Origin of the sequence: Halanaerobium congolense, from assembly GCF_004366375.1 — a bacterium.
Lineage (GTDB): Bacteria > Bacillota > Halanaerobiia > Halanaerobiales > Halanaerobiaceae > Halanaerobium > Halanaerobium congolense.
On record NZ_SOEF01000027.1, the window covers coordinates 1 to 18587 of the forward strand.

Below are 18587 nucleotides of genomic sequence, written 5' to 3' on the forward strand. Positions count from 1 at the left end.
TATACCAGAAACGGGGGTTTCATGCTATTTTTTTGCTAAATAATATTGAAATTTCAAGGTGCAAAAGCACTTTTACAAGTGCGAAGTTTGAGTTAGATTCTTATTGGAGGCTTTTTAGTTTAGCATATGCAGGGGGCTTAAAATACAATGGGAAATAAATATGAAATTAGAAATAAGAATGATTCTTTTAAAGAATTAATTAAAAATAGAAATGATTTAAAAGATGCAGTTGAGGAATTTGATCCTGTTTATGAATTAAGGAAAAAGATATTGTTATTAAGGTTAGATGAAGGTTTATCACAGGACGAATTGGCTGCTAGAGCGGGTATGAGGCAGTCAGTTATATCTAGAATAGAAAATGGTGAAAGCGAACCAAGAATTGAAACAGTTAATAAAATTGCAAAAGCATTGAATAGAAAAGTAAAGATAGATTTAGTTTGATTTCTAATCTCACTGAATAGGTGGGATTTTTCTTTTTTAAAAGCTTTAATTTAATGCTGCATAATTCTCAAATACTAAATTATCAATTTAGATGGTAATAGCTACAGATTGACTCACAGAGACACCATTTTTGGAAAATCTTAGGTGTAAAATCTTATTTAACGAAAGTGTAAAACATTGGTAACTATAGCTATTGGAAATTTTTTGAAATGAATATTGAAATGTTATTCAATTTGATATATAATTTAGTTAGTAAGCAATAGTAAGTATATTATACGAGGGATGGTTAATGATGGATAGTTTAAGAGAATTAAAGCAAAATGAAAATCTGGTTATTAATTCAAACAATTTAGAAGAGGAATTTGATGCATATTTTGATAATGTTTCTAAAGAAGATTTAATAAATGATTTAGTGAAGCTGGAATTGAAATACAGGATATAGAAAAAGATTATTTAACCTGAATTATTCATAGCAACCACGAAATATAATTTTCCTTTGATTTAACTCTAAAACTTTCTGATTTAAGACTTTAAAAGAGATTTTTGAGTTAAATTTTTAAAAAAATCTATTTTTTGTTATTATGGTAAAAATTACTATTGAAATTGGACATAGATATCCCCTAATCTTCCTTTATGTTTTTAAAACTTTACAATTATTTTAGAGTTCTGCGTCAACCAAATTCTAAACTCTGTATATTATCCAGTACTTTAAAAAATAGTTATTTGTTGGGACATCCTTCTGCCGGTTTTTCAATTTTAACTATAACTTTACGGTTTTTATCCCAGCTGCCAGCCTGATAGTTGAATTCACCATAAATAACTTATTTTTCAGATATTTCAGAGTTTTGATTTAGCTTTTTTAAAAAAGGTTTAGCTAGATCATAAAGCTTTGCATTTGCTTTTAATCGTATGGTATAGGAGATATTATGTTCTTCAGCTATCCGGTAAATACCAGGGGTGGCAAAACCACTGTCAGCTCTCAGATGAAGTTGTATTTCTTTAAACTTTTTTCTGTATTCTTTAAATACTGGACCTATAAATCTTACAGCCCTTCTTGATGTATAAACATTACCGGCTCTAAGTTCAGCTTTAATAAGTTCTCCAGTAACTCCATCAAACATCAATAATGGATGATATCCATGTAGAACAACATCTTCATTTTCATGTAAGCTATGATCAACATCATCATTATTAAAATTTAGACTGTCTTTTATTACCTGACTGAATCCAATTTGACTATCAAATTCCTTAAAAAGTAACATGCCGGAATCTGATGTTAAATCACCACCATTAAAATTTATTTTTAAATTTGACTTGAAATCCATCTTTTTTTTAGATATAGTAACCACATGGAGTCCCTCCTTTTTGGTGTAGTTACTATTATTATAAAGGAAAGGGGCTCCATTTTCTATGTTTTTAGAGAAAAATCTTAATAAAATTCTTTCACCCATTAGGTGAAAACAATATTTTGATAAATGATTGATATATTAGCACTGATAATTTATTTTGTGGTTGCTATGAATAATTCAGGATAAAAGAACTTAAGAATAAAAGAGTAACTTAATTATAAATATCAAAAGCATTATGTGATTGCTCCTGCTGAAATTGAGAGATTTTGGCGGGAGTTTTTTGTTTGTGTGAGGTGAGTGATTTCATAAGTCTGTGGGGAAGGCTTTTTAGAGCTAACGCTATAAAAATGCCAGCAGTAGAGGCTACTGGTGGTGTTAAACAAGATTTTATATATTTTGTTGCAATAACAGGGAATTTTAGTTTGCAACTTTCGGGAATACTAATTTGCAATTTCCGGCAATTTTAGGATACAACAAATACATTGCAATTGTTAAAACAATGGACAATTATACTGCCTGTAATAACTTGAAAGATATTAGACCATTTATTGAAAATAATGAGATAATAAATTTACAGTATAGACAAATCATGATATAATATGACTATAAAATTGATATAGAAAGAGGTGAGATCATGGAATTTAATATTAGACCATCAGCAGATTTAAGAAACAAATATAATGAAATATCTAAACAGTGTAAAGAAACTAGAGAACCAGTTATAATTACTGTACATGGTCGTGGTGATACAGCTGTTCTTGGCCTACAGGATTATAAGCAAATGAAAGCTGAACTTGAATTACTTAGAACCCTTGCAGAAGCAGAAGATGATGTGCAGAATGGAAGGTTAGGATCTATGCAGAAGTCTTTTGATGATCTTCGTGAATCTTTAGTCAAGAGGAAAGATAAAGATGTATAAAATCCTAAGAACAGATAAGGCTGAAGATCAGCTGCGAGATATAATATATTATATTGCAGCTAATTCCGGCAGTGTTGATACTGCCCTCAACTATTTGGATAAAATAGAAAAAGCTATTAATCACCTAAAAGAGTTTCCTAATGCTGGTAGTATACCAAGATACTCTATTTTAAAAAAACAGGGATTTAGAGTATTAATTGTAGAAAAGCATCTTGTGTTTTACAAAGTAAATGAAAAAGATAAAATAGTTAATATTTATGCAATAGTTGATGGAAGAAGAGAATATAAGAACTTAATCTGATAAACAGCTATACTGAATTTTTGAGATAAAATACGGGATACTATTTTGCATTTCCCGGTAATTTCAGTATACAACAAATAGCAGTTTGCCTGTTAAACAAAAAATAATAATACCGGGGGAGATAACTATGGATCATGAATTTCATTATTATATGACTTATCTTATTGCTGCTAGATCTGGTTTTAATAAAAAAGATGCTGAGACTTTAGCTTATTCCAGTCAATATATTGATAATAATGATCACATTTTTAATATTAGTCCAGGCACAGACAATCATTATGAAAATTATATAAGTCAGACTAAAAATATTACTATGCCCAGGAAAAAACTGTTTAGAATTTATCCGATATTTCATTTTGTGCCTGGAAAAGTTTTAGCTAAAGATTCTAGGCGTAAAGATGGAAAGCTACACCATCTAAATACAACCCCGGATAATAAAAATGCAAATCAGATTTTAGATAGTGCTTTAGAGACTAACAATCTCTATAAAATTGGACTTGCAGTACATGCTTTTGCTGATACCTATGCTCAGCAAAAACAATATGGAGGAACAAAAGTCGAAAAATATAATAAATATCAATGGTTAGATAGGGTTCTTGCTAACCCTGTTAAAATATCCTGGTTTAAATTGCAGAGAGAAATACCACTAATTCCTATTCCTGTGATTATAGAAGTGATTAAAGATAAGATTAAAGATTTTTTTGGTGTTGAATTTTCATTTAAATACAGTTGGAAGGATAAAAATGACTATAAGAACAGTCACTGGTATAGGTTTCAGAAAGCAGTAAAAGAACTGCAGGAAGAAGCAGAAACTATATTAGAAAATAATACACTTTCAAAAATGGAGCTTGAGGAATTGTAAATCCTTTGGTAGGCCTAATTTTGGAGATTAAACTAAAGGAACTCACGATATTTATTATTCAAAAAAGTAAAAAAAAAATGTTAGGTCACCTCATCGTGACCATAGAGACTAAGCATTGCTTGCTGAGTTTAATGTTGGAGGGCTTTTTAGTTCTCCTTTTTTATTTATCACCAAAATAATTATTTTACTTTATTTCCAATTTATTCTATGATATACTTTTAATAGTATAAATATTAGAAGAGGAGGAAATTTAATGCAGGAATTTGATGTGACGGCTCATAACTATGATTTTGTTTTTAAGGACTCTTTTAATCTCTTTAAAAATGATATTGCTGATTTTTTAGAGGTGGAGCTGCCTGGAATTGCTTCTTATCTGGAAACTGAATTTGCTGAGATTGAAACAAATTTAGAATTACTTGATTTAAATTTCATGCTGGAAGACGGGTCAATCCTCCATCTAGAGGAAGAAGCAGAGATTTCTGTTTCAGACTTAATTCGTTTTGCCAGTTATGATTTAAAGTTGTATAATAGATATAGAGATAGAGTTCGGACAATTATTTTATGTATTAAGGGCTATACAGATTCAACAGCAGGATTTAACTGCGGCAGTCTCGGTTATAATTCAACTGTTGTAGATATGTCTAAAAAAGATGGCAAAAAGAAACTGGAAGAATTAAAAGAAAAAATTGAAAATAACGAAAAGATAAATTATCTTGATTTAATCTTTTTACCTCTGATGAATAGTGATCAGAAAATAGTTGATCGGGTCAAAGAAACTATTAAATTGGAAGAAAAGCTGGAAATAGAGCAAAATTCAAAAAACAATCTTGTTGCTTTGACTGTTGTTTTAAGTGATAAATTTTTAAGTGACAAAGATATGTCAGAAATTTGGAGGGATTACAAAATGGTAAAATTCTTTAAATATGTAGAAGAGCAGGGCAAAAAAGAAGGCGAAAAACAGGGTGAGAAAAAATTATTTAAAAAGTTAATAAAAGGTAATTTTGAAGGCTGCGATGATAAAATCATGGAATTAATTGATCAGGCAGAAATAAGTAAATTAGAAGAGTTAAGTGAAAGAATTTCTAAGATTAAGGATTTAAAGGAATTAGAAGAAGCATTAAAGCATTAAAATAGTTGAATAGAAAACAGTTTTGTATAATTTTACTCCTGGATTTATTTGATTAGCTGCCAGGAGTATTTTTATTTACTTTTCAAAAAGAAAAAATCTAAACTAAATACGATTTGGATTATATAAATTTATAGAAAAGCTTCTGCTAATTTTGTCGATTAGATTGAAATGAAACTCAGGCTGGGTCTCAACGGGTGGTAAATTTATCAAAGAATTTCAGGAGAAGATGGAAAAGTACTTAAATGTAGATCGAGCAGTAGCAGTCAATCCAGTTACCTATATGGGAGCAGAACCTGTATTTATGGACTGTGGAGATGATATCAACATCGATCCAGATAAATTAGAATCATTTTTAGCGGATCAATGTAAAATGGTAGATGGTAAAGTAATTAATAAAAAAACAGATAAAGAAATTGAAGAAAATAGAGATATTCTTGCTCCGGTATTAGAAAAAATAGCTCTTTTGGTCGGGAATACTACTTTGCAATTTTCAGTGATTTTACTATACAATAAATAAAAAATTTTTACTTTTAAACTAAAATAAGATATAATATTAGTATAATAGTAAAAGAGGTGGTTCGATGAATTATCGTCAAAAATTAAATAATTTAATCGAAAAAAATGACGGCCTTGTTTTAACTAAAGAATTGAAAGAAAAAAATATCCCTCGAGAATATTTGTCTATTTTTTTAGAAGAAGATAAGTTGGAGAGAATCAAAAGAGGAGTTTATACAACTCCTGCTACTTTTAGTGATGAGATGTATATCATCCAGCAAAAAAATACCAGATTGATTTATTCACATGAAACAGTTCTTTATCTACATGATCTAAGTGATAGAGATCCTTTAGAATATACAGCAACTGTTCCTTATGGTTATCATAATCCTTATTTGAAGGATGAAAACATTAAAGTTCATACAGTAAAAAAAGAACTTCATTTATTAGGGGTTATGGAAAAAGAAACTATCTACGGCAGGAAAATTAAAGTATATAATAAAGAAAGAACTATCTGTGATATTTTAAAAGATCGAAATAACATGGACATTTCAACGGTGAATGAAGCTGTCAGAAAATATTTAACGGGGAAAGATAAAGATTTACATTTGCTTTTGGATTACGGCGATAAATTAAAAATCAGTAGTATCTTAAGAAAATATTTGGAGATGTTTGTATGAAAAATTTAATGCAACTAAAAGATTTAATTAAGAATTTGACCAAAGAAAAAAATATTAATAGTCAGGTGCTTTTAAGAAATTACATGATGCAGCGATTATTATTAAAAATTGCAAATTCTGATTATAAGAATAACTTTATCCTTAAAGGTGGTATGTTAGTTGCGGATTTAGTGGGGATTGAATCAAGAAGTACAGTAGATATGGATCTTACTATAAAATCTTTTAGCCTAACCAGAGAAAATATCACAGAAGTTTTTGCAGAAATATTTTTAACAGAAACTGAAGATGGGATTGAATTTAAATTAAAGAAGATAGAGAAAATAAGAGAGGAATCTGAATATAAAGGGTTTAGGCTATCTATATTGGCATTAATGGGTAAAGCTAAAATACCTTTAAAAATATACTTAACAACAGGAGATAAACTGACACCATCTGAAATTAATTATAGATATTAATACCAGTATTGATCAGCAGGAGTATACTGGTTGGACTCAGCTAGACATTTTGATCTGGGATGAAGCAGAAAAAAATAATTATCCTTTTACTTTGAGTATGCAAATACTTGTATTGGAGTAAACATTGATAATAAACTTGATTTAAGATATAAAAATAACAGAAAGAGAAAATGTAATTAGTTGGTCAATTTTTTTATTTAGTATTAAAAAAGTAATGAGGTATATTATAATAGCAAAGGGGGAATTGGGATGGCCACATCATCTTTTAATAAGGATTTCACCTTGAATACAAAGAAGGCTGTGGAGTCATTCGAGAGAATTATTTCCACTCCTAAAAAAGGTATTAAAATCGATAGAAATCTGGTATCAGCTGAAAAAGAGCGGCGAGGTAAGCAGAAATTAAAACAAATATTATCTCGCTAAAACGACTAATAGAAATAAGTGATGAGCTTAAAGCTCAAGAACTTATTTCTATTTTTGTTTGTGAAAAAGATAAAGATATTGAATATTTTTTAAAAAACAGAGCGATTCTATTTGAAAAGTTAGGAAAAAGCAGAACTTTTTTATTTTAATTCAACAAAGTACTAAACTGATAGAATTGAACTCTACAGTTATTACTATCTTGATCCGGGAGTTATTAGTCCTGAAGATATTCTCTGAACTATGAAGCTGGATATAAAAAATGATTTTAGTTCAATGTCTATGCTTCAGGATTTTGCCAGTAATTATGAGTTGAAAAATGAAAAACAGACTCAGGAATTTGTGAGATGGCAGAAATGATCCCTGCCCCTGTGGTAGTGGCAAAAAATATAAGAAGTACTGTCTGGCTAAAGAAAATTAATAGATATTATTTGCTAATCACCATAATTTTAAGATATAATATGATATATGGAGAATACGAAGATAGGAGGGTAGAAAAAATGCCCGAATCTGAAATTTTAGATAGGATTCTAAATCGTATTGATCAATTGGATGATAAGTTTAGCGATAAGTTTAATCATCTTGATCATAGAATTGACAGGTTGGATGAAAGATTTAACGAGGTAGATGACCGACTTGACAAGGTAGATGACCGATTTGACAAGGTGGATGACCGATTTGACAAGGTGGATGACCGATTTGATAAGGTGGATGACCGACTTGATATGATTTATGATCAAACTATTCGTTTAACTCTGGGCCAGACCGCTTTAAAAATGGATATTAATGAGATTAAAAGTGTCTACAATTATCTTAATAATGAGGTGGCCAGAAATTCTAAGGATATTTATGTTATGAAAAATGAAAAAAATTAAATATAAGAGGTTAATAATATAGAATTAAGACTCTCATCAGGTATATTCGAATTTATGATATGATTCCCTTATGGTAGACAGATTAAATAAAAAAAATCTGTTTATCATAAAGGGGATTTTTTTATGCAAGATATTTTGAGATGACGCGGATAAGCTTTGAGAAATTAGTTTTTCTTAGCTAACTTTGTCGAATTGATTGAATAAAGGCAGAAATTGCAATATAATAGAACTAGCTGTTCACAGGGAGTAATTTATCTTATCGGGAGTTGAGTTTAATGATTGAATTTTTATTAAAATTATACAAAAAGCCGCGTTTAATTATTATTGACCTTATCCTAGTTAATCTGGCAGTACTATTTTCCTTTATCCTCCGCTTTGATGAAAATTGGATGAGGTATTTTAGGATTGAATATCTACTTGCCATAACAGTTATTTCATTTTTTGTCTTATATTTTTCATCACTTTATAACAAGATGTGGCAGTATGCCAGCATGTCAGAGCTTTATTCCATCTTTAAAGCCACTATAACAATTAATACCTTATTTGTTATCTATATTTACTTTTTTAGAGTTGGCTTTCCCCGCAGTATTATTGCCATTAATTTAATGTCAGATATCTTTTTGCTGGGTGGAATGCGCTTTGGCTTAAGATTATTAAAGGATTATTTAAACCGTAATCAGAATAAAAAATTAAAGAGTAGAATTTTAATCATTGGTGCCGGTGATGCTGCAGAGATGGTTACAAGAGAGATTCAGAAACACCCTGAAATTGGTAAAAAAATAATTGGTCTGGTAGATGATGATCCTGATAAGCAGTCCTTAGAGATTCATGGAAATAAGGTTTTAGGTAAGAGTGAGAAAATTCCACAGCTGATTGAAGAATATTCTGTAGATGAAGTAATCATTGCAGTTCCTTCCGCTGAGGGTAAAACAATCAAAAGATTTTATGAACTGAGCAATAAAAAAGATGTAAAGGTAGAAATTGTGCCCGGGGTTTATGAAATTTTAAATGGAGATGTTTCTTTAAATCAGATTCGTGAGGTTAAGGTAGAAGACCTTTTAAGAAGAGACCAGGTTGATTTAATCTCTGATGAAATTTCTGCTTATTTAGAGGATAAAATTATTTTAGTCAGTGGTGGAGGCGGTTCAATTGGTTCAGAGATCTGCCGCCAGGCAGCAAAGTTTGACCCCAAAAAGATTATTATTTTAGATATCAATGAGAATACCACCTACTTTTTAGAAAGAGATTTAAAAAATGAATATCCGGATTTAGACCTGGTTTCGATCATCGGCAGCATCAGAGATAAAAATAAGCTGGAGAAGGTTTTTAGAGAATATTCTCCCGATGTAGTTTTCCATGCAGCTGCCCATAAACATGTGCCCTTAATGGAAACCAGTCCGGAAGAGGCGGTTAAGAATAATATCTTAGGAACCAGAAATTTAGCTGAAACTGCGGCTGAATTTGAAATAGACCGCTTTGTCCTGATTTCAACAGATAAAGCAGTTAACCCCACTAATGTGATGGGTGCTTCCAAAAGAGCAGCTGAAATGGTTGTCCAGACTATAAATAAGAAGTCTCAGACTAAATTTATGGCAGTCCGCTTTGGAAATGTTTTAGGCAGTCAGGGAAGTGTAATTCCTCTATTTAAAAAACAGATTGCTAATGGTGGACCACTGACAGTTACTCATAAGGATATAACCCGCTACTTTATGACTATTCCGGAGGCCTCACAGCTTGTGATTCAGGCAGGTGCCTTAGGTCAGGGAGGAGAGGTCTTTGTCCTTGATATGGGAGAGCCAGTTAAGATTATGGAGCTGGCAGAAGATTTGATTTCACTCTCAGGTTTAACTCTCGATGAAGATATAGATATTGATGTGATCGGACTCCGCCCTGGAGAAAAGCTTTACGAAGAGCTCTTATGTGATACCGAAGATAATATTGCCACAGAACACAGGCGGATCTTTGTCAATAACCTGGGGGCTGTAGACCAGGAATTTTTAAATAAACACCTTGCTAAATTAGAAGAACTGGCAGAAAAAGCTTCCGGATCAGAGATTATTTCTGCCCTTGTTGATCTCGTAAAAACCTATCAGCCCAGACGAGATAATGTTAAAAAGATAGATTTTAAAAAAGATAAAAAGAGTTCTTAGTTCTATGTACAGCTGCGGGTGCTTAGTGATTTGTGTATAATTTTGTCGAAATATCAAGGGAATGCTGAAGAATATTTAGAAACTCATTTAGAAGTATTATTTGCTAATTACTAGCAAAATACGATATAATATGAATATCTGGAGAATACGAAGAGGGGCAGGTGGGACAGATGTCTGAAGCTAAAATTTTAGAGACATTAGTTGATCGCTTTGACCAGCTGGAAAGAGGCTGGACAGCAAATTCGACCAAATTGATAAGCGTTTTGATAGGATTGAAAAGAAACTAGATAAACATGATCAGCAGTTTGAACAAATTGATAAGCGTTTTGATAGGATTGAAAAGAAACTAGATAAACATGATCAGCAGTTTGAACAAATTGATAAACGTTTTGATCGGATTGAAAAGAAACTAGATAAACATGATCAGCGCTTTGATAAGTTGGTTAATATTCTTGAAGAGCAGAATATTGAGCTGTATAATATCAAATCAACACTTCAAAATCACAACAATCAATTTGATGAAATGGGATATACAATTAAAAAGATTCATAATCAAATTGCTCGCCTGAGTATTGGCCAGAGTGAATTAGATATGAAAATTGATAAACTTAAGAATTCAAAACTAGAAAAAAACGAAGAAAATATCAACAGTATGTAAAGATGCTTAAATATTAATGAATAAATATCAAACTAAAACATCAAGAGCAGTTCTCCTCTTTTTTGTAGAGGCTGCTCTTTTTTTAATTCTGAAGATCTGGCAGTTAAATGATTTCTGGCCCGGTTAGAAATTGAAGTTGATAAAACCAAAATATCTTGACATATTTTAATAACAATTATAGTATTAATATAGTAAAGTAGTTTCCCGAGAGCAGTAGAAAACCTTGAAATAGAGAATACTAAATAATTTTAGAAATAAATTAACAGAAGGAGAATTTTGTTATGGAAATTTCAGCACAGGGAAGATATGCACTCAGAGCCCTGGTCGATCTGGCAGTAAATGCTAAGGACTCTGCCCTTCCTTTAAGAGAAATCTCTGAGAGACAGAATATCTCAGAAAGATATTTAGAACAGATATTTGCCAGATTAAAAAAGGCAGATCTAATAAAAAGTGTGCGCGGAGCTCACGGTGGGTATTTATTGACTAGACCGCCAGAAGAAATCACTGTTAAAGATATCATGCAGGTAATAGAGGGTCGGCTGGCTCCAGAGGTTGAGCCAGAAAAACATTCGGAAGAAGAACTCTATCAACAGATGGCCCAGGAACTCTGGACCAAAATGGAATCAAACCTTTATCAGCTGCTGGAATCTATAACTCTGGCAGATTTAAAAGAAAGAACTTTGGAACTTAGAAAAGAAAATAATGAAGGTTATATGTACTATATTTAAAATAACTTGGTCTTTCTTAAAGAAGAAGCTTAACAGGCTTCTCTTTTTTTATGTTCATTTATGTTCACGCACCGGGTAGGTGAACATAAATGAACATTTCTTTGAACAATTTGTAAAATATCTTACATTTTTATTGACATAGGACTAAATATCCTGTATTATTATTTTTAAGTTAATACCGAATAAATTGATAGGGATTTTCATATTTAAAATTGAGAGGGTGAGATTAATGAGTGAGGCAGTGTTTAGAATACCTGAGACAATCAGGGAAGATACAGGAAAGTTCAAGAAAAATTTAAAGCAGTTTTTAGCAGGCGATTTATCGGCTGAACGGTTTAAGGGCTATCGGGTACCGATGGGAATCTACGGCCAGCGGGGTGACTTTAAAGAAGAAAAGTACATGGTCAGAGTTAGAATTCCCGGAGGTTTTTTGACAGAGAAGCAGTTTAGACTGCTGGCCGAGTTGAGTAGAGACTATGGTGCTGGCTATCTGCATTTTACCACCAGACAGGATATTCAGCTGCACCAGATTGAGATAGATGAGAGTGCAGAAGTTTTAGATAAACTTTTAAAGGCAGGACTGAGTCCGCGTGGTGGTGGAGGTAATACCGTTCGCAATATAATGAATTCTCCTACAGCAGGTGTTGATCCGGCAGGTAGATTTGATACAACTGCTCACTGTCTGGCCTTAAGTGAATATTTACTGGCAGATCGTTCTTCTTTTAATCTGCCCCGAAAGTACAAGATTGCATTTTCAGTTAGCCATCAGGACCAGGGGCTGGCAACAATTAATGACTTAGGTTTTATTGCCTCTCTTCAGGATGGCCGCAGGGGTTTTAAGGTTTATGCAGCTGGAGGAATGGGTAATCAGCCGGCAGTGGCTTTTAAGCTGCTTGATTTTGTGGCAGAAAATGAAATTTTTGCTGTGGCAGAGGCAATTAAAAGATTATTTGACCGCTATGGTGATCGCAATAACAGGAATCAGGCGCGTCTGCGTTTTGTCCGCCGCCGTTTTGGAGAAGCTAAATTTAAAGAATTATTTTTGGAATACTTTGAGCAGGTTAAAGCAGAAGCTGAGACCGGTGAATTAAAATTTACTGATCTTGACTATTATAAAGATAAAATTGAATCCGGAAAAGCAGCAGAAGTTCTAAATCTAAATCCGCTCAATGGGGATTTAAATTATCAGGAAGTAATTGATTTAATTCAGCTGCTTGAGAAATATGATCTTAGTCTAAGAACAACTAATAGGCAGGGCTTACTTTTAAGAGGTGTGGATAGCTCTCAACTTGAAGCTTTAAAAGAAGATTTAGCAGCAGTTAATCAGAGCCTGCTTGATTCTGATGCATTATCGGCAGTTGCCTGTAAGGGAGCTTCTACCTGTAGACTGGGTCTCTGTCATTCACCAAATCTGGCGGAAGCTATCAGGGAAAATCTCTTAGAAATTGAACAGCAAAAACGTGATCTTTTACCCCAGATTTATATCAGCGGCTGCCCCAATTCCTGTGGTCAGCATCATATCGGGAAAATTGGATTTGAAGGAAAGGCCAAACGAGAAAACGGCAGATTAATCCCCTATTATTCACTTCTCCTGGGAGCCGAAGTAAGTGAAGAAAATACTCAATATGCGCAAAAAACTGTTGATCTACCGGCCAAAAGGATTCCTTCCTTTTTAGTAGAGCTGGCAGAAAAACTGGCAGCAGCAGAAGATTATAGTCTGGAGCGGTTTAATGACTATCTGGAAACTGGAGGCCGGGAAGCAATTATTCAGCTTGCTCAAAAATATACAGAAATTCCTGCCTACAGTAAGGAAGCAGATTTTTATCAGGATTGGGGTCAAAATGAGGACTTTTCTCTGGCCGGACGAGGTCCTGGAGAATGTGGAACCGGTGTGCTGGAGATTGTTAGGTTGGATCTTGATCAGGCGGAAGCTGCCTATGAGCAGGGAATTGCCGAAGAGGACAGCGACAGCCTCTATCAGGCAATTATTGCAGCTGCCCGTTCACTGCTAATAGTCCGCGGGGTTGATACAGAAAAGGATAGAGTAATCATTAAAGAATTTAAAAAGAAATTTATCGCAGAAGACTGGGTTGCAGAATCAAAAGAGGAACTGCTGGAACAGGCACTTGATTATCGACTGGGTGATCAGGAAGAACTATTAAGCCTAAGTTCGGAGATTAAAGATTTGATTGAACGCTTAGAAGATCTATTCAATTCTTTAAATTCAAGCCTGGAATTTACAATTAAAAAAGTGACTGCAGTTGAAGATGCCGGGGATAACGATTCGGCAGCGACAGATTTTGTTTCTAAAAATAGCGAAAACGACAAAGCAGCTGCAGCAGAGAAAGAAAATTATAAACTAAAAGATTTAAGAGGAGTACAGTGTCCAATTAACTTTGTTAAGGCCAAACTCTTTTTGGAGCCGCTGCCGGCAGGAGAGATTGTTGATTTTTACTTAGATGAGGGTGAGCCGATTAAAAATGTGCCCCGCAGTCTGGAAAATGAGGACCACGAGATTATAAAAAATGAAAAACAGCCTGAGGGTCATTACCTGCTGCGGGTTAAAAAAGCAGCAGCCAATTAAGCGAGTGACAGTTGATATCGAGCAGTTAAATTGATGGCAGTAAACATTATTGTATTGAGTGCAGCTTGATTTCAAAAAGATTGTAAGAGGAGTGAGAAGATGAGTAGAGACTATCAATTTGAAACTAAGGTTTTATTAAATAAAAATAAAGACGAAAAAGGGGCTGTTTCTCCCCCTATTTATCAGACAAATGCCTTTGAGTATGAAACAGCCGAAGAACTGGAAAAAGTATTTAAGGGGCGGGCTCAGGGATATAATTACACCCGGGTTGGTAATCCGACCAATAATCAGTTTGAAGAAAAGATGAAGGAACTGGAGAATGGAATTGGAGCTCTGGGGACAGCCTCCGGTATGGCAGCTATTGCAACTGCAGTGCTGGGATTGGTGGAAGCTGGAGATGAAATCATTGCTGGTAACAGCCTCTTTGGTGGAACCTATAATTTTTTTAAAAAAGATTTAAAACAGTGGGGTGTTAAATGCAGCTTTGTCGAGACAACTGAACTGGAAGAGTACAGGCAGGCAATTACTCCAAAGACAAAATTGATTTATCTGGAAACAGTAGGCAACCCCAAACTTGATATTCCGGATATTAAAAAGCTGGCTGAACTTGCCCACAAACATAACTTACCATTGATTTTGGATAATACGCTGATGACCCCCTATCTTTTTCAGGCAAAGGATTATGGAGTCGATATTGTAGTTCATTCAACTTCTAAATTCATCAATGGCAGCTCCAATTCTATCGGTGGGGTGATTATAGATACTGGTAATTTTAACTGGGCTGAAACTGATAATCCCCTGCTGGCAGAATATCTTAAATTTGGTCCCTTTGCCTATCTGGCAAAATTGAGGCAGGATATTTTTCGGAATCTGGGTCCGGTGGCAAGTCCCTTTAATTCTTTTCTCAATAATCTGGGGGTGGAAACTCTGCCCTTAAGGATGGAAAAACACTGCAGTAATGCGCTGGAGCTGGCAAATTTTTTACAGTCGGCAGTCGGAGTGGAAAGGGTTAATTATCCGGGGTTTAAATCAAGTCCATACCATGAGCTGGCAGCAGAGCAGTTTGATAATCATTTTGGTGGACTTTTGACCTTTGAGGTGGAGAATAAAGAACAGGCATTTAAGTTAATTAATAAGCTGGAGCTTGCCCGGAATCTGTCCAACCTGGGAGATTTGAGAACCCTGGTTGTCCATCCGGAGTCAACGATTTATCACAGCCTGAGTAAAGACGAGCAGCAGCAATTAGGAGTTAATCCGGCCTTGATTAGAGTTTCGGTTGGAATCGAAAACCCGGATGATATTATTTTAGATTTTAAAGAAGCACTGGCAGCACTCTAAGTGGAGGCAGTAAAATGGAGAAAAAAATTATAAAAACTGATCTTCTGGTTATTGGAGGTGGGGCTGCTGGCTCATATGCTGCAGTTACCGCCCGCAGAGAGGATCCAGAACTTAATGTAACAGTCATCGAAAAAGCACATATAGAGAGAAGCGGCTGTCTGGCGGCGGGAATTAATGCGATAAATGCCTACTTGAATCCCGGTGAAACTCCAGAATCATATCTTCATTATGTTAAAAATGACAGCTATGGTCTGGTCCGTGATGATCTGGTTTATTCTATCGGGCGGGGGCTAAATAAGGTGACCCGGGAGGTGGAAGACTGGGGCTTAAAGATTTTAAAAGATGAGGATGGAAATTATTTAAAGCGCAGTTCCCGCAGTATTAAGATTGAAGGCGAGAATTTTAAAGAAATCCTGGCGGATGAGGTTGAGCGGAGTGGAGTCCGAGTTTTAAACAAAACAGCTGCCCTTAATTATATAAAAAAAGATGGAAGAGTCTGTGGTGCTTTTGCACTTAATTTAAGAGAAGATAGGTTTTATGTGATTAAAGCAAAGGCTGTGATCTGTGCCACCGGAGGAGCAGCCGGAATTTATGAACCCAATAATTCCGGTCGAGCCAAACATAAAATGTGGTATCCTCCTTTTAATACCGGAGCCGGTTATGCAATGGGCATTAGAGCCGGAGCTGAGATGACAACCTTTGAGATGCGTTTTGTGGCCTTAAGGGTTAAAGATGTGATTGCTCCTACAGGTAGTTTTGCCTTTGCTGGCGGCCGCCAGGTCAACCAGCAGGGAGAAGAATATCTAAAAAAATATAGTAGAATTACTACTGCGATGAGGCTTTATGCAACTGTCAGAGAGAATAAAGAGGGGCGCGGTCCCTGTTATCTGGATCTCGGTCATCTGGAAGCTGATAAGAAGGAAAAACTGGCAGAGTCTTTGCTAGGAATGTGTCCTGGAGTTGTGCTCAAGTGGGAGGATAACCAGCAGGAATTTTCAGAACTCAAGGTAGAGATTGAAGGAACCGAGCCCTATATAGTCGGCGGCCACTGTCAGTCAGGTTACTGGATCGGGCTGGATCGGAGTACAACTCTGCCCGGGCTTTTTGCAGCCGGTGATGTGGCAGGAGGAGCTCCAAAAAAATATGTAACCGGGGCCTTTGTTGAAGGTGAAATAGCAGCCAAATCAGCGGTTAGAGAAATAAAGGAGCTGCCGCAAAATTTTTTAGATATAAATATAAGTGAGTTAATCACTAATGAATACCAGAGGGTTAAAACTGTTTTAGATAACCCGGAGGGAGCTGCAGCTTCCCGGCTGGAAGAAAAACTACAGCAGATTATGGAAAACTACGCCGGGGGCAGAAGTCAGTATTATGAACTGGAAGCTTCAAAATTGAAGCAGGCGCGTTCAAAATTAAAAGAGTTAAAAGCAGAGTGTAGAAATCTGAAGGCGGATTCTCTGAGAGACTTTCTGGCTGTTCAGGAACTGCTGGAAAGAATCGATGTAGCAGAAGTCCTGATCGAACATCTGCTTTATAGAGAGGAAACTCGCTGGCCCGCTTATCAGAGCCGTCTTGATTTTCCGCAGCGTAAAAAGGAGTGGCGGAAGTTTGTTAATTCCAGACGCAGTCCTGTCACTGGAAAAATTGAGATTATAGAAAGAGAGTATAAAAGCCTGGAGGAATATTCCTCCTTTGCCGACCGCAGTCAGGAAGATTTTTATCTGGAATACAATTTATAATATTTTAAGGGAGTGAAGTCAAATGGCAATTAAAATTGATAAGAGCATCTGTGATGGCTGTCCGGATTATCAGGAAGGTCGCTGTGAGCGGATCTGTCCCGGTAATTTAATTGCAAAAGAAGGCGAGAAGGCAGAAATGAAAAGGCCGGCCGAGTGTTGGGACTGTGCAGCCTGTGTTAAAGCCTGTCCCCGTAATGCCATTAGTCTTTATCTGCCCGAAGAAATTGGAGGTCAGGGAACAGAGCTTAAAGTTCAGCAGAATCAAAAACGTTCACTCTGGATTTTCGATAAAGAAGATGGAAGCCGGAAAGTTTATAAAACTGGTTAGTACCAGGTTAAAGAGAAATATTTCACTTGTACCAGGTACAAATAGGCCTATTTGTACCTGGTACCTATAAATATATAAATATATAAATAAATAAAGGAGGACAATAAATGAGCATTAAAATTACTGTCAATGGGGAAGAAAAAGAGATTAAACAAGGTTTAAATCTGGCTGAACTACTGGCTGAGCTGGAGGTGGATCCTGAGGTAACCGTTGCTAAATTAAATGATTCGATGGTACCCCAGGGAGAACTGGCGGAGAGAGATGTGGAGTCAGGTGATAATATTGAATATATTTTCTTTATGGGAGGAGGCGCTTTCGATTTAACTGAAGAAGAAATCGAGCGCTACAGTCGCCACATTATTCTAAAAGACCTGGGTGGAACCGGTCAGCAGAAGATTAAAGATGCGAAAGTGCTGGTAGTTGGAGCAGGGGGACTTGGTTCTCCTGTTGCTTTTTATCTTGCTGCTGCCGGAGTCGGCATTCTGGGACTGGTTGACAGTGACCATGTGGATCTGACAAATCTTCAGCGGCAGATTCTGCATACAACTGAGGATACAGGTCGGCCCAAGGTGGATTCGGCCCGCGAAAAACTGGAAGCAATGAACCCCAATGTTGAAGTAAAAACATATAATCAATATTTAAATAAGGATAATGTAAAAGCAATAATAGCCGACTATGACATTATAGTCGATGGAGTTGATAATTTCCCCACCCGTTACCTTTTAAATGATGCCTGTGTGATGGCCGGAAAACCGCTGGTTGAGGCAGGAATCCTGCAGTTTTCAGGTCAGCTGACAACAATTATGCCGGGTGAGGGTCCCTGCTACCGCTGTATTTTTGCTGAGCCGCCAAAAGAAGGAGCGATTCCGAGCTGTCAGGAAGCAGGAGTTCTGGGAGCAATCGCAGGTACAATTGGAACCCTGCAGGCAACAGAAGTTTTAAAGCTGATTACAGGTATTGGCAGGCCTCTTGTTGGCAGAATGTTAGTTTATGATGCAAAAGATCTTTCCTTTAGAGAGGTAGAAGTCAAAAAAAGTGACAAATGTGATGTCTGTGGTGATAATCCGGTGATTACAGAACTGATGGAATATGAACTGAGCTGTAATTTGCATCAGCAGGCTGAGGCGTAAACACTG

19 protein-coding genes and 1 pseudogene are annotated in these 18587 nt (G+C 35.4%); 19 read left to right on the plus strand and 1 reads right to left on the minus strand.

Going from position 1 to position 18587, the window contains the following annotated elements; translation table 11 throughout:
• The first annotated feature begins 147 nt into the window (after positions 1-147).
• Entirely contained in the window at positions 148-441 is a 294-nt protein-coding gene (locus C7954_RS09835; RefSeq protein WP_134059862.1) for a helix-turn-helix domain-containing protein, read from the plus strand.
• A gap of 292 nt (positions 442-733) precedes the next feature.
• Positions 734-883, plus strand: a complete 150-nt coding sequence (locus C7954_RS13690; RefSeq protein WP_166635238.1) for a hypothetical protein — start codon at positions 734-736, stop codon at positions 881-883.
• A gap of 379 nt (positions 884-1262) precedes the next feature.
• Here C7954_RS13690 and C7954_RS09845 read toward each other — a convergent pair whose 3' ends face one another.
• Positions 1263-1790 carry a transposase gene (locus C7954_RS09845; protein WP_166667709.1) on the minus strand — a complete coding sequence of 176 codons (528 nt, stop codon included), beginning with the start codon at positions 1788-1790 and terminating at the stop codon, positions 1263-1265.
• Between the two features lie 634 nt (positions 1791-2424).
• Between C7954_RS09845 and C7954_RS09850 the strand changes: the two genes are divergently transcribed.
• The 17 genes and pseudogenes from C7954_RS09850 (at position 2425) to thiS (ending at position 18581) form a co-directional block, all read left to right on the plus strand.
• A complete protein-coding gene (locus C7954_RS09850; RefSeq protein WP_073159730.1) occupies positions 2425-2709 on the plus strand; it encodes a type II toxin-antitoxin system Phd/YefM family antitoxin in 285 nt (94 codons plus the stop codon).
• Positions 2702-3010: a type II toxin-antitoxin system RelE/ParE family toxin gene (locus tag C7954_RS09855; RefSeq protein WP_089723005.1), complete on the plus strand. Its 309-nt coding sequence runs from the start codon at positions 2702-2704 to the stop codon at positions 3008-3010. The genes C7954_RS09850 and C7954_RS09855 overlap by 8 nt, the downstream gene beginning before the upstream one ends.
• Before the next feature lie 127 nt (positions 3011-3137).
• A complete protein-coding gene (locus tag C7954_RS09860; protein WP_134059866.1) occupies positions 3138-3872 on the plus strand; it encodes a DUF6765 family protein in 735 nt (244 codons plus the stop codon).
• A gap of 253 nt (positions 3873-4125) precedes the next feature.
• Complete coding sequence (locus tag C7954_RS09865; RefSeq protein ID WP_134059868.1) at positions 4126-5001, plus strand: hypothetical protein; 876 nt, start codon at positions 4126-4128, stop codon at positions 4999-5001.
• A 226-nt stretch (positions 5002-5227) separates the two neighbouring features.
• Complete coding sequence (locus C7954_RS09870; protein ID WP_243833671.1) at positions 5228-5518, plus strand: hypothetical protein; 291 nt, start codon at positions 5228-5230, stop codon at positions 5516-5518.
• A 64-nt stretch (positions 5519-5582) separates the two neighbouring features.
• Entirely contained in the window at positions 5583-6176 is a 594-nt protein-coding gene (locus C7954_RS09875; RefSeq protein ID WP_134059870.1) for a type IV toxin-antitoxin system AbiEi family antitoxin domain-containing protein, read from the plus strand.
• Positions 6173-6631: a nucleotidyl transferase AbiEii/AbiGii toxin family protein gene (locus C7954_RS09880; protein ID WP_089723010.1), complete on the plus strand. Its 459-nt coding sequence runs from the start codon at positions 6173-6175 to the stop codon at positions 6629-6631. The genes C7954_RS09875 and C7954_RS09880 overlap by 4 nt, the downstream gene beginning before the upstream one ends.
• 249 nt (positions 6632-6880) lie before the next feature.
• Positions 6881-7054: a hypothetical protein gene (locus C7954_RS13695; RefSeq protein WP_166667710.1), complete on the plus strand. Its 174-nt coding sequence runs from the start codon at positions 6881-6883 to the stop codon at positions 7052-7054.
• A gap of 367 nt (positions 7055-7421) precedes the next feature.
• A pseudogene (locus C7954_RS14190) lies at positions 7422-7472 on the plus strand (hypothetical protein); the annotation flags it as partial.
• 729 nt (positions 7473-8201) lie between these two features.
• Entirely contained in the window at positions 8202-10076 is a 1875-nt protein-coding gene (locus tag C7954_RS09895; protein ID WP_073159743.1) for a polysaccharide biosynthesis protein, read from the plus strand.
• Positions 10077-10515: 439 nt separating this feature from the next.
• Positions 10516-10734, plus strand: coding sequence for a hypothetical protein (locus C7954_RS13920; RefSeq protein ID WP_073159745.1), 219 nt, complete (start codon positions 10516-10518; stop codon positions 10732-10734).
• Between the two features lie 281 nt (positions 10735-11015).
• A complete protein-coding gene (locus C7954_RS09905; RefSeq protein WP_073159746.1) occupies positions 11016-11462 on the plus strand; it encodes an RrF2 family transcriptional regulator in 447 nt (148 codons plus the stop codon).
• A 229-nt stretch (positions 11463-11691) separates the two neighbouring features.
• A complete protein-coding gene (locus tag C7954_RS09910) occupies positions 11692-14046 on the plus strand; it encodes a sulfurtransferase TusA family protein (protein ID WP_073159748.1) in 2355 nt (784 codons plus the stop codon).
• 99 nt (positions 14047-14145) lie between these two features.
• Entirely contained in the window at positions 14146-15384 is a 1239-nt protein-coding gene (locus C7954_RS09915) for an O-acetylhomoserine aminocarboxypropyltransferase/cysteine synthase family protein (protein WP_134059874.1), read from the plus strand.
• Positions 15385-15398: 14 nt separating this feature from the next.
• Positions 15399-17123 (plus strand): adenylyl-sulfate reductase subunit alpha, encoded by a 1725-nt coding sequence (locus C7954_RS09920; protein WP_134059876.1) that lies wholly within the window; start codon positions 15399-15401, stop codon positions 17121-17123.
• Positions 17124-17145: 22 nt separating this feature from the next.
• Positions 17146-17451 (plus strand): 4Fe-4S dicluster domain-containing protein, encoded by a 306-nt coding sequence (locus C7954_RS09925; protein ID WP_073159754.1) that lies wholly within the window; start codon positions 17146-17148, stop codon positions 17449-17451.
• 107 nt (positions 17452-17558) lie between these two features.
• Positions 17559-18581, plus strand: coding sequence for a sulfur carrier protein ThiS (gene thiS, locus C7954_RS09930; protein ID WP_134059877.1), 1023 nt, complete (start codon positions 17559-17561; stop codon positions 18579-18581).
• The last annotated feature ends 6 nt before the right edge of the window (positions 18582-18587 follow it).

Coding starts and splice junctions, on each gene's coding strand:
- C7954_RS09880 (WP_089723010.1), top strand. CDS start 6,173: ATGAAAAATTTAATGCAACTAAAAGATTTAATTAAGAATTTGACCAAA.
- C7954_RS09850 (WP_073159730.1), top strand. CDS start 2,425: ATGGAATTTAATATTAGACCATCAGCAGATTTAAGAAACAAATATAAT.
- C7954_RS13690 (WP_166635238.1), top strand. CDS start 734: ATGGATAGTTTAAGAGAATTAAAGCAAAATGAAAATCTGGTTATTAAT.
- C7954_RS09865 (WP_134059868.1), top strand. CDS start 4,126: ATGCAGGAATTTGATGTGACGGCTCATAACTATGATTTTGTTTTTAAG.
- C7954_RS09855 (WP_089723005.1), top strand. CDS start 2,702: ATGTATAAAATCCTAAGAACAGATAAGGCTGAAGATCAGCTGCGAGAT.
- C7954_RS09870 (WP_243833671.1), top strand. CDS start 5,228: ATGGAAAAGTACTTAAATGTAGATCGAGCAGTAGCAGTCAATCCAGTT.
- C7954_RS09920 (WP_134059876.1), top strand. CDS start 15,399: ATGGAGAAAAAAATTATAAAAACTGATCTTCTGGTTATTGGAGGTGGG.
- C7954_RS09835 (WP_134059862.1), top strand. CDS start 148: ATGGGAAATAAATATGAAATTAGAAATAAGAATGATTCTTTTAAAGAA.
- C7954_RS13695 (WP_166667710.1), top strand. CDS start 6,881: ATGGCCACATCATCTTTTAATAAGGATTTCACCTTGAATACAAAGAAG.
- C7954_RS09925 (WP_073159754.1), top strand. CDS start 17,146: ATGGCAATTAAAATTGATAAGAGCATCTGTGATGGCTGTCCGGATTAT.
- C7954_RS09910 (WP_073159748.1), top strand. CDS start 11,692: ATGAGTGAGGCAGTGTTTAGAATACCTGAGACAATCAGGGAAGATACA.
- thiS (WP_134059877.1), top strand. CDS start 17,559: ATGAGCATTAAAATTACTGTCAATGGGGAAGAAAAAGAGATTAAACAA.
- C7954_RS09875 (WP_134059870.1), top strand. CDS start 5,583: ATGAATTATCGTCAAAAATTAAATAATTTAATCGAAAAAAATGACGGC.
- C7954_RS09915 (WP_134059874.1), top strand. CDS start 14,146: ATGAGTAGAGACTATCAATTTGAAACTAAGGTTTTATTAAATAAAAAT.
- C7954_RS09895 (WP_073159743.1), top strand. CDS start 8,202: ATGATTGAATTTTTATTAAAATTATACAAAAAGCCGCGTTTAATTATT.
- C7954_RS09905 (WP_073159746.1), top strand. CDS start 11,016: ATGGAAATTTCAGCACAGGGAAGATATGCACTCAGAGCCCTGGTCGAT.
- C7954_RS09860 (WP_134059866.1), top strand. CDS start 3,138: ATGGATCATGAATTTCATTATTATATGACTTATCTTATTGCTGCTAGA.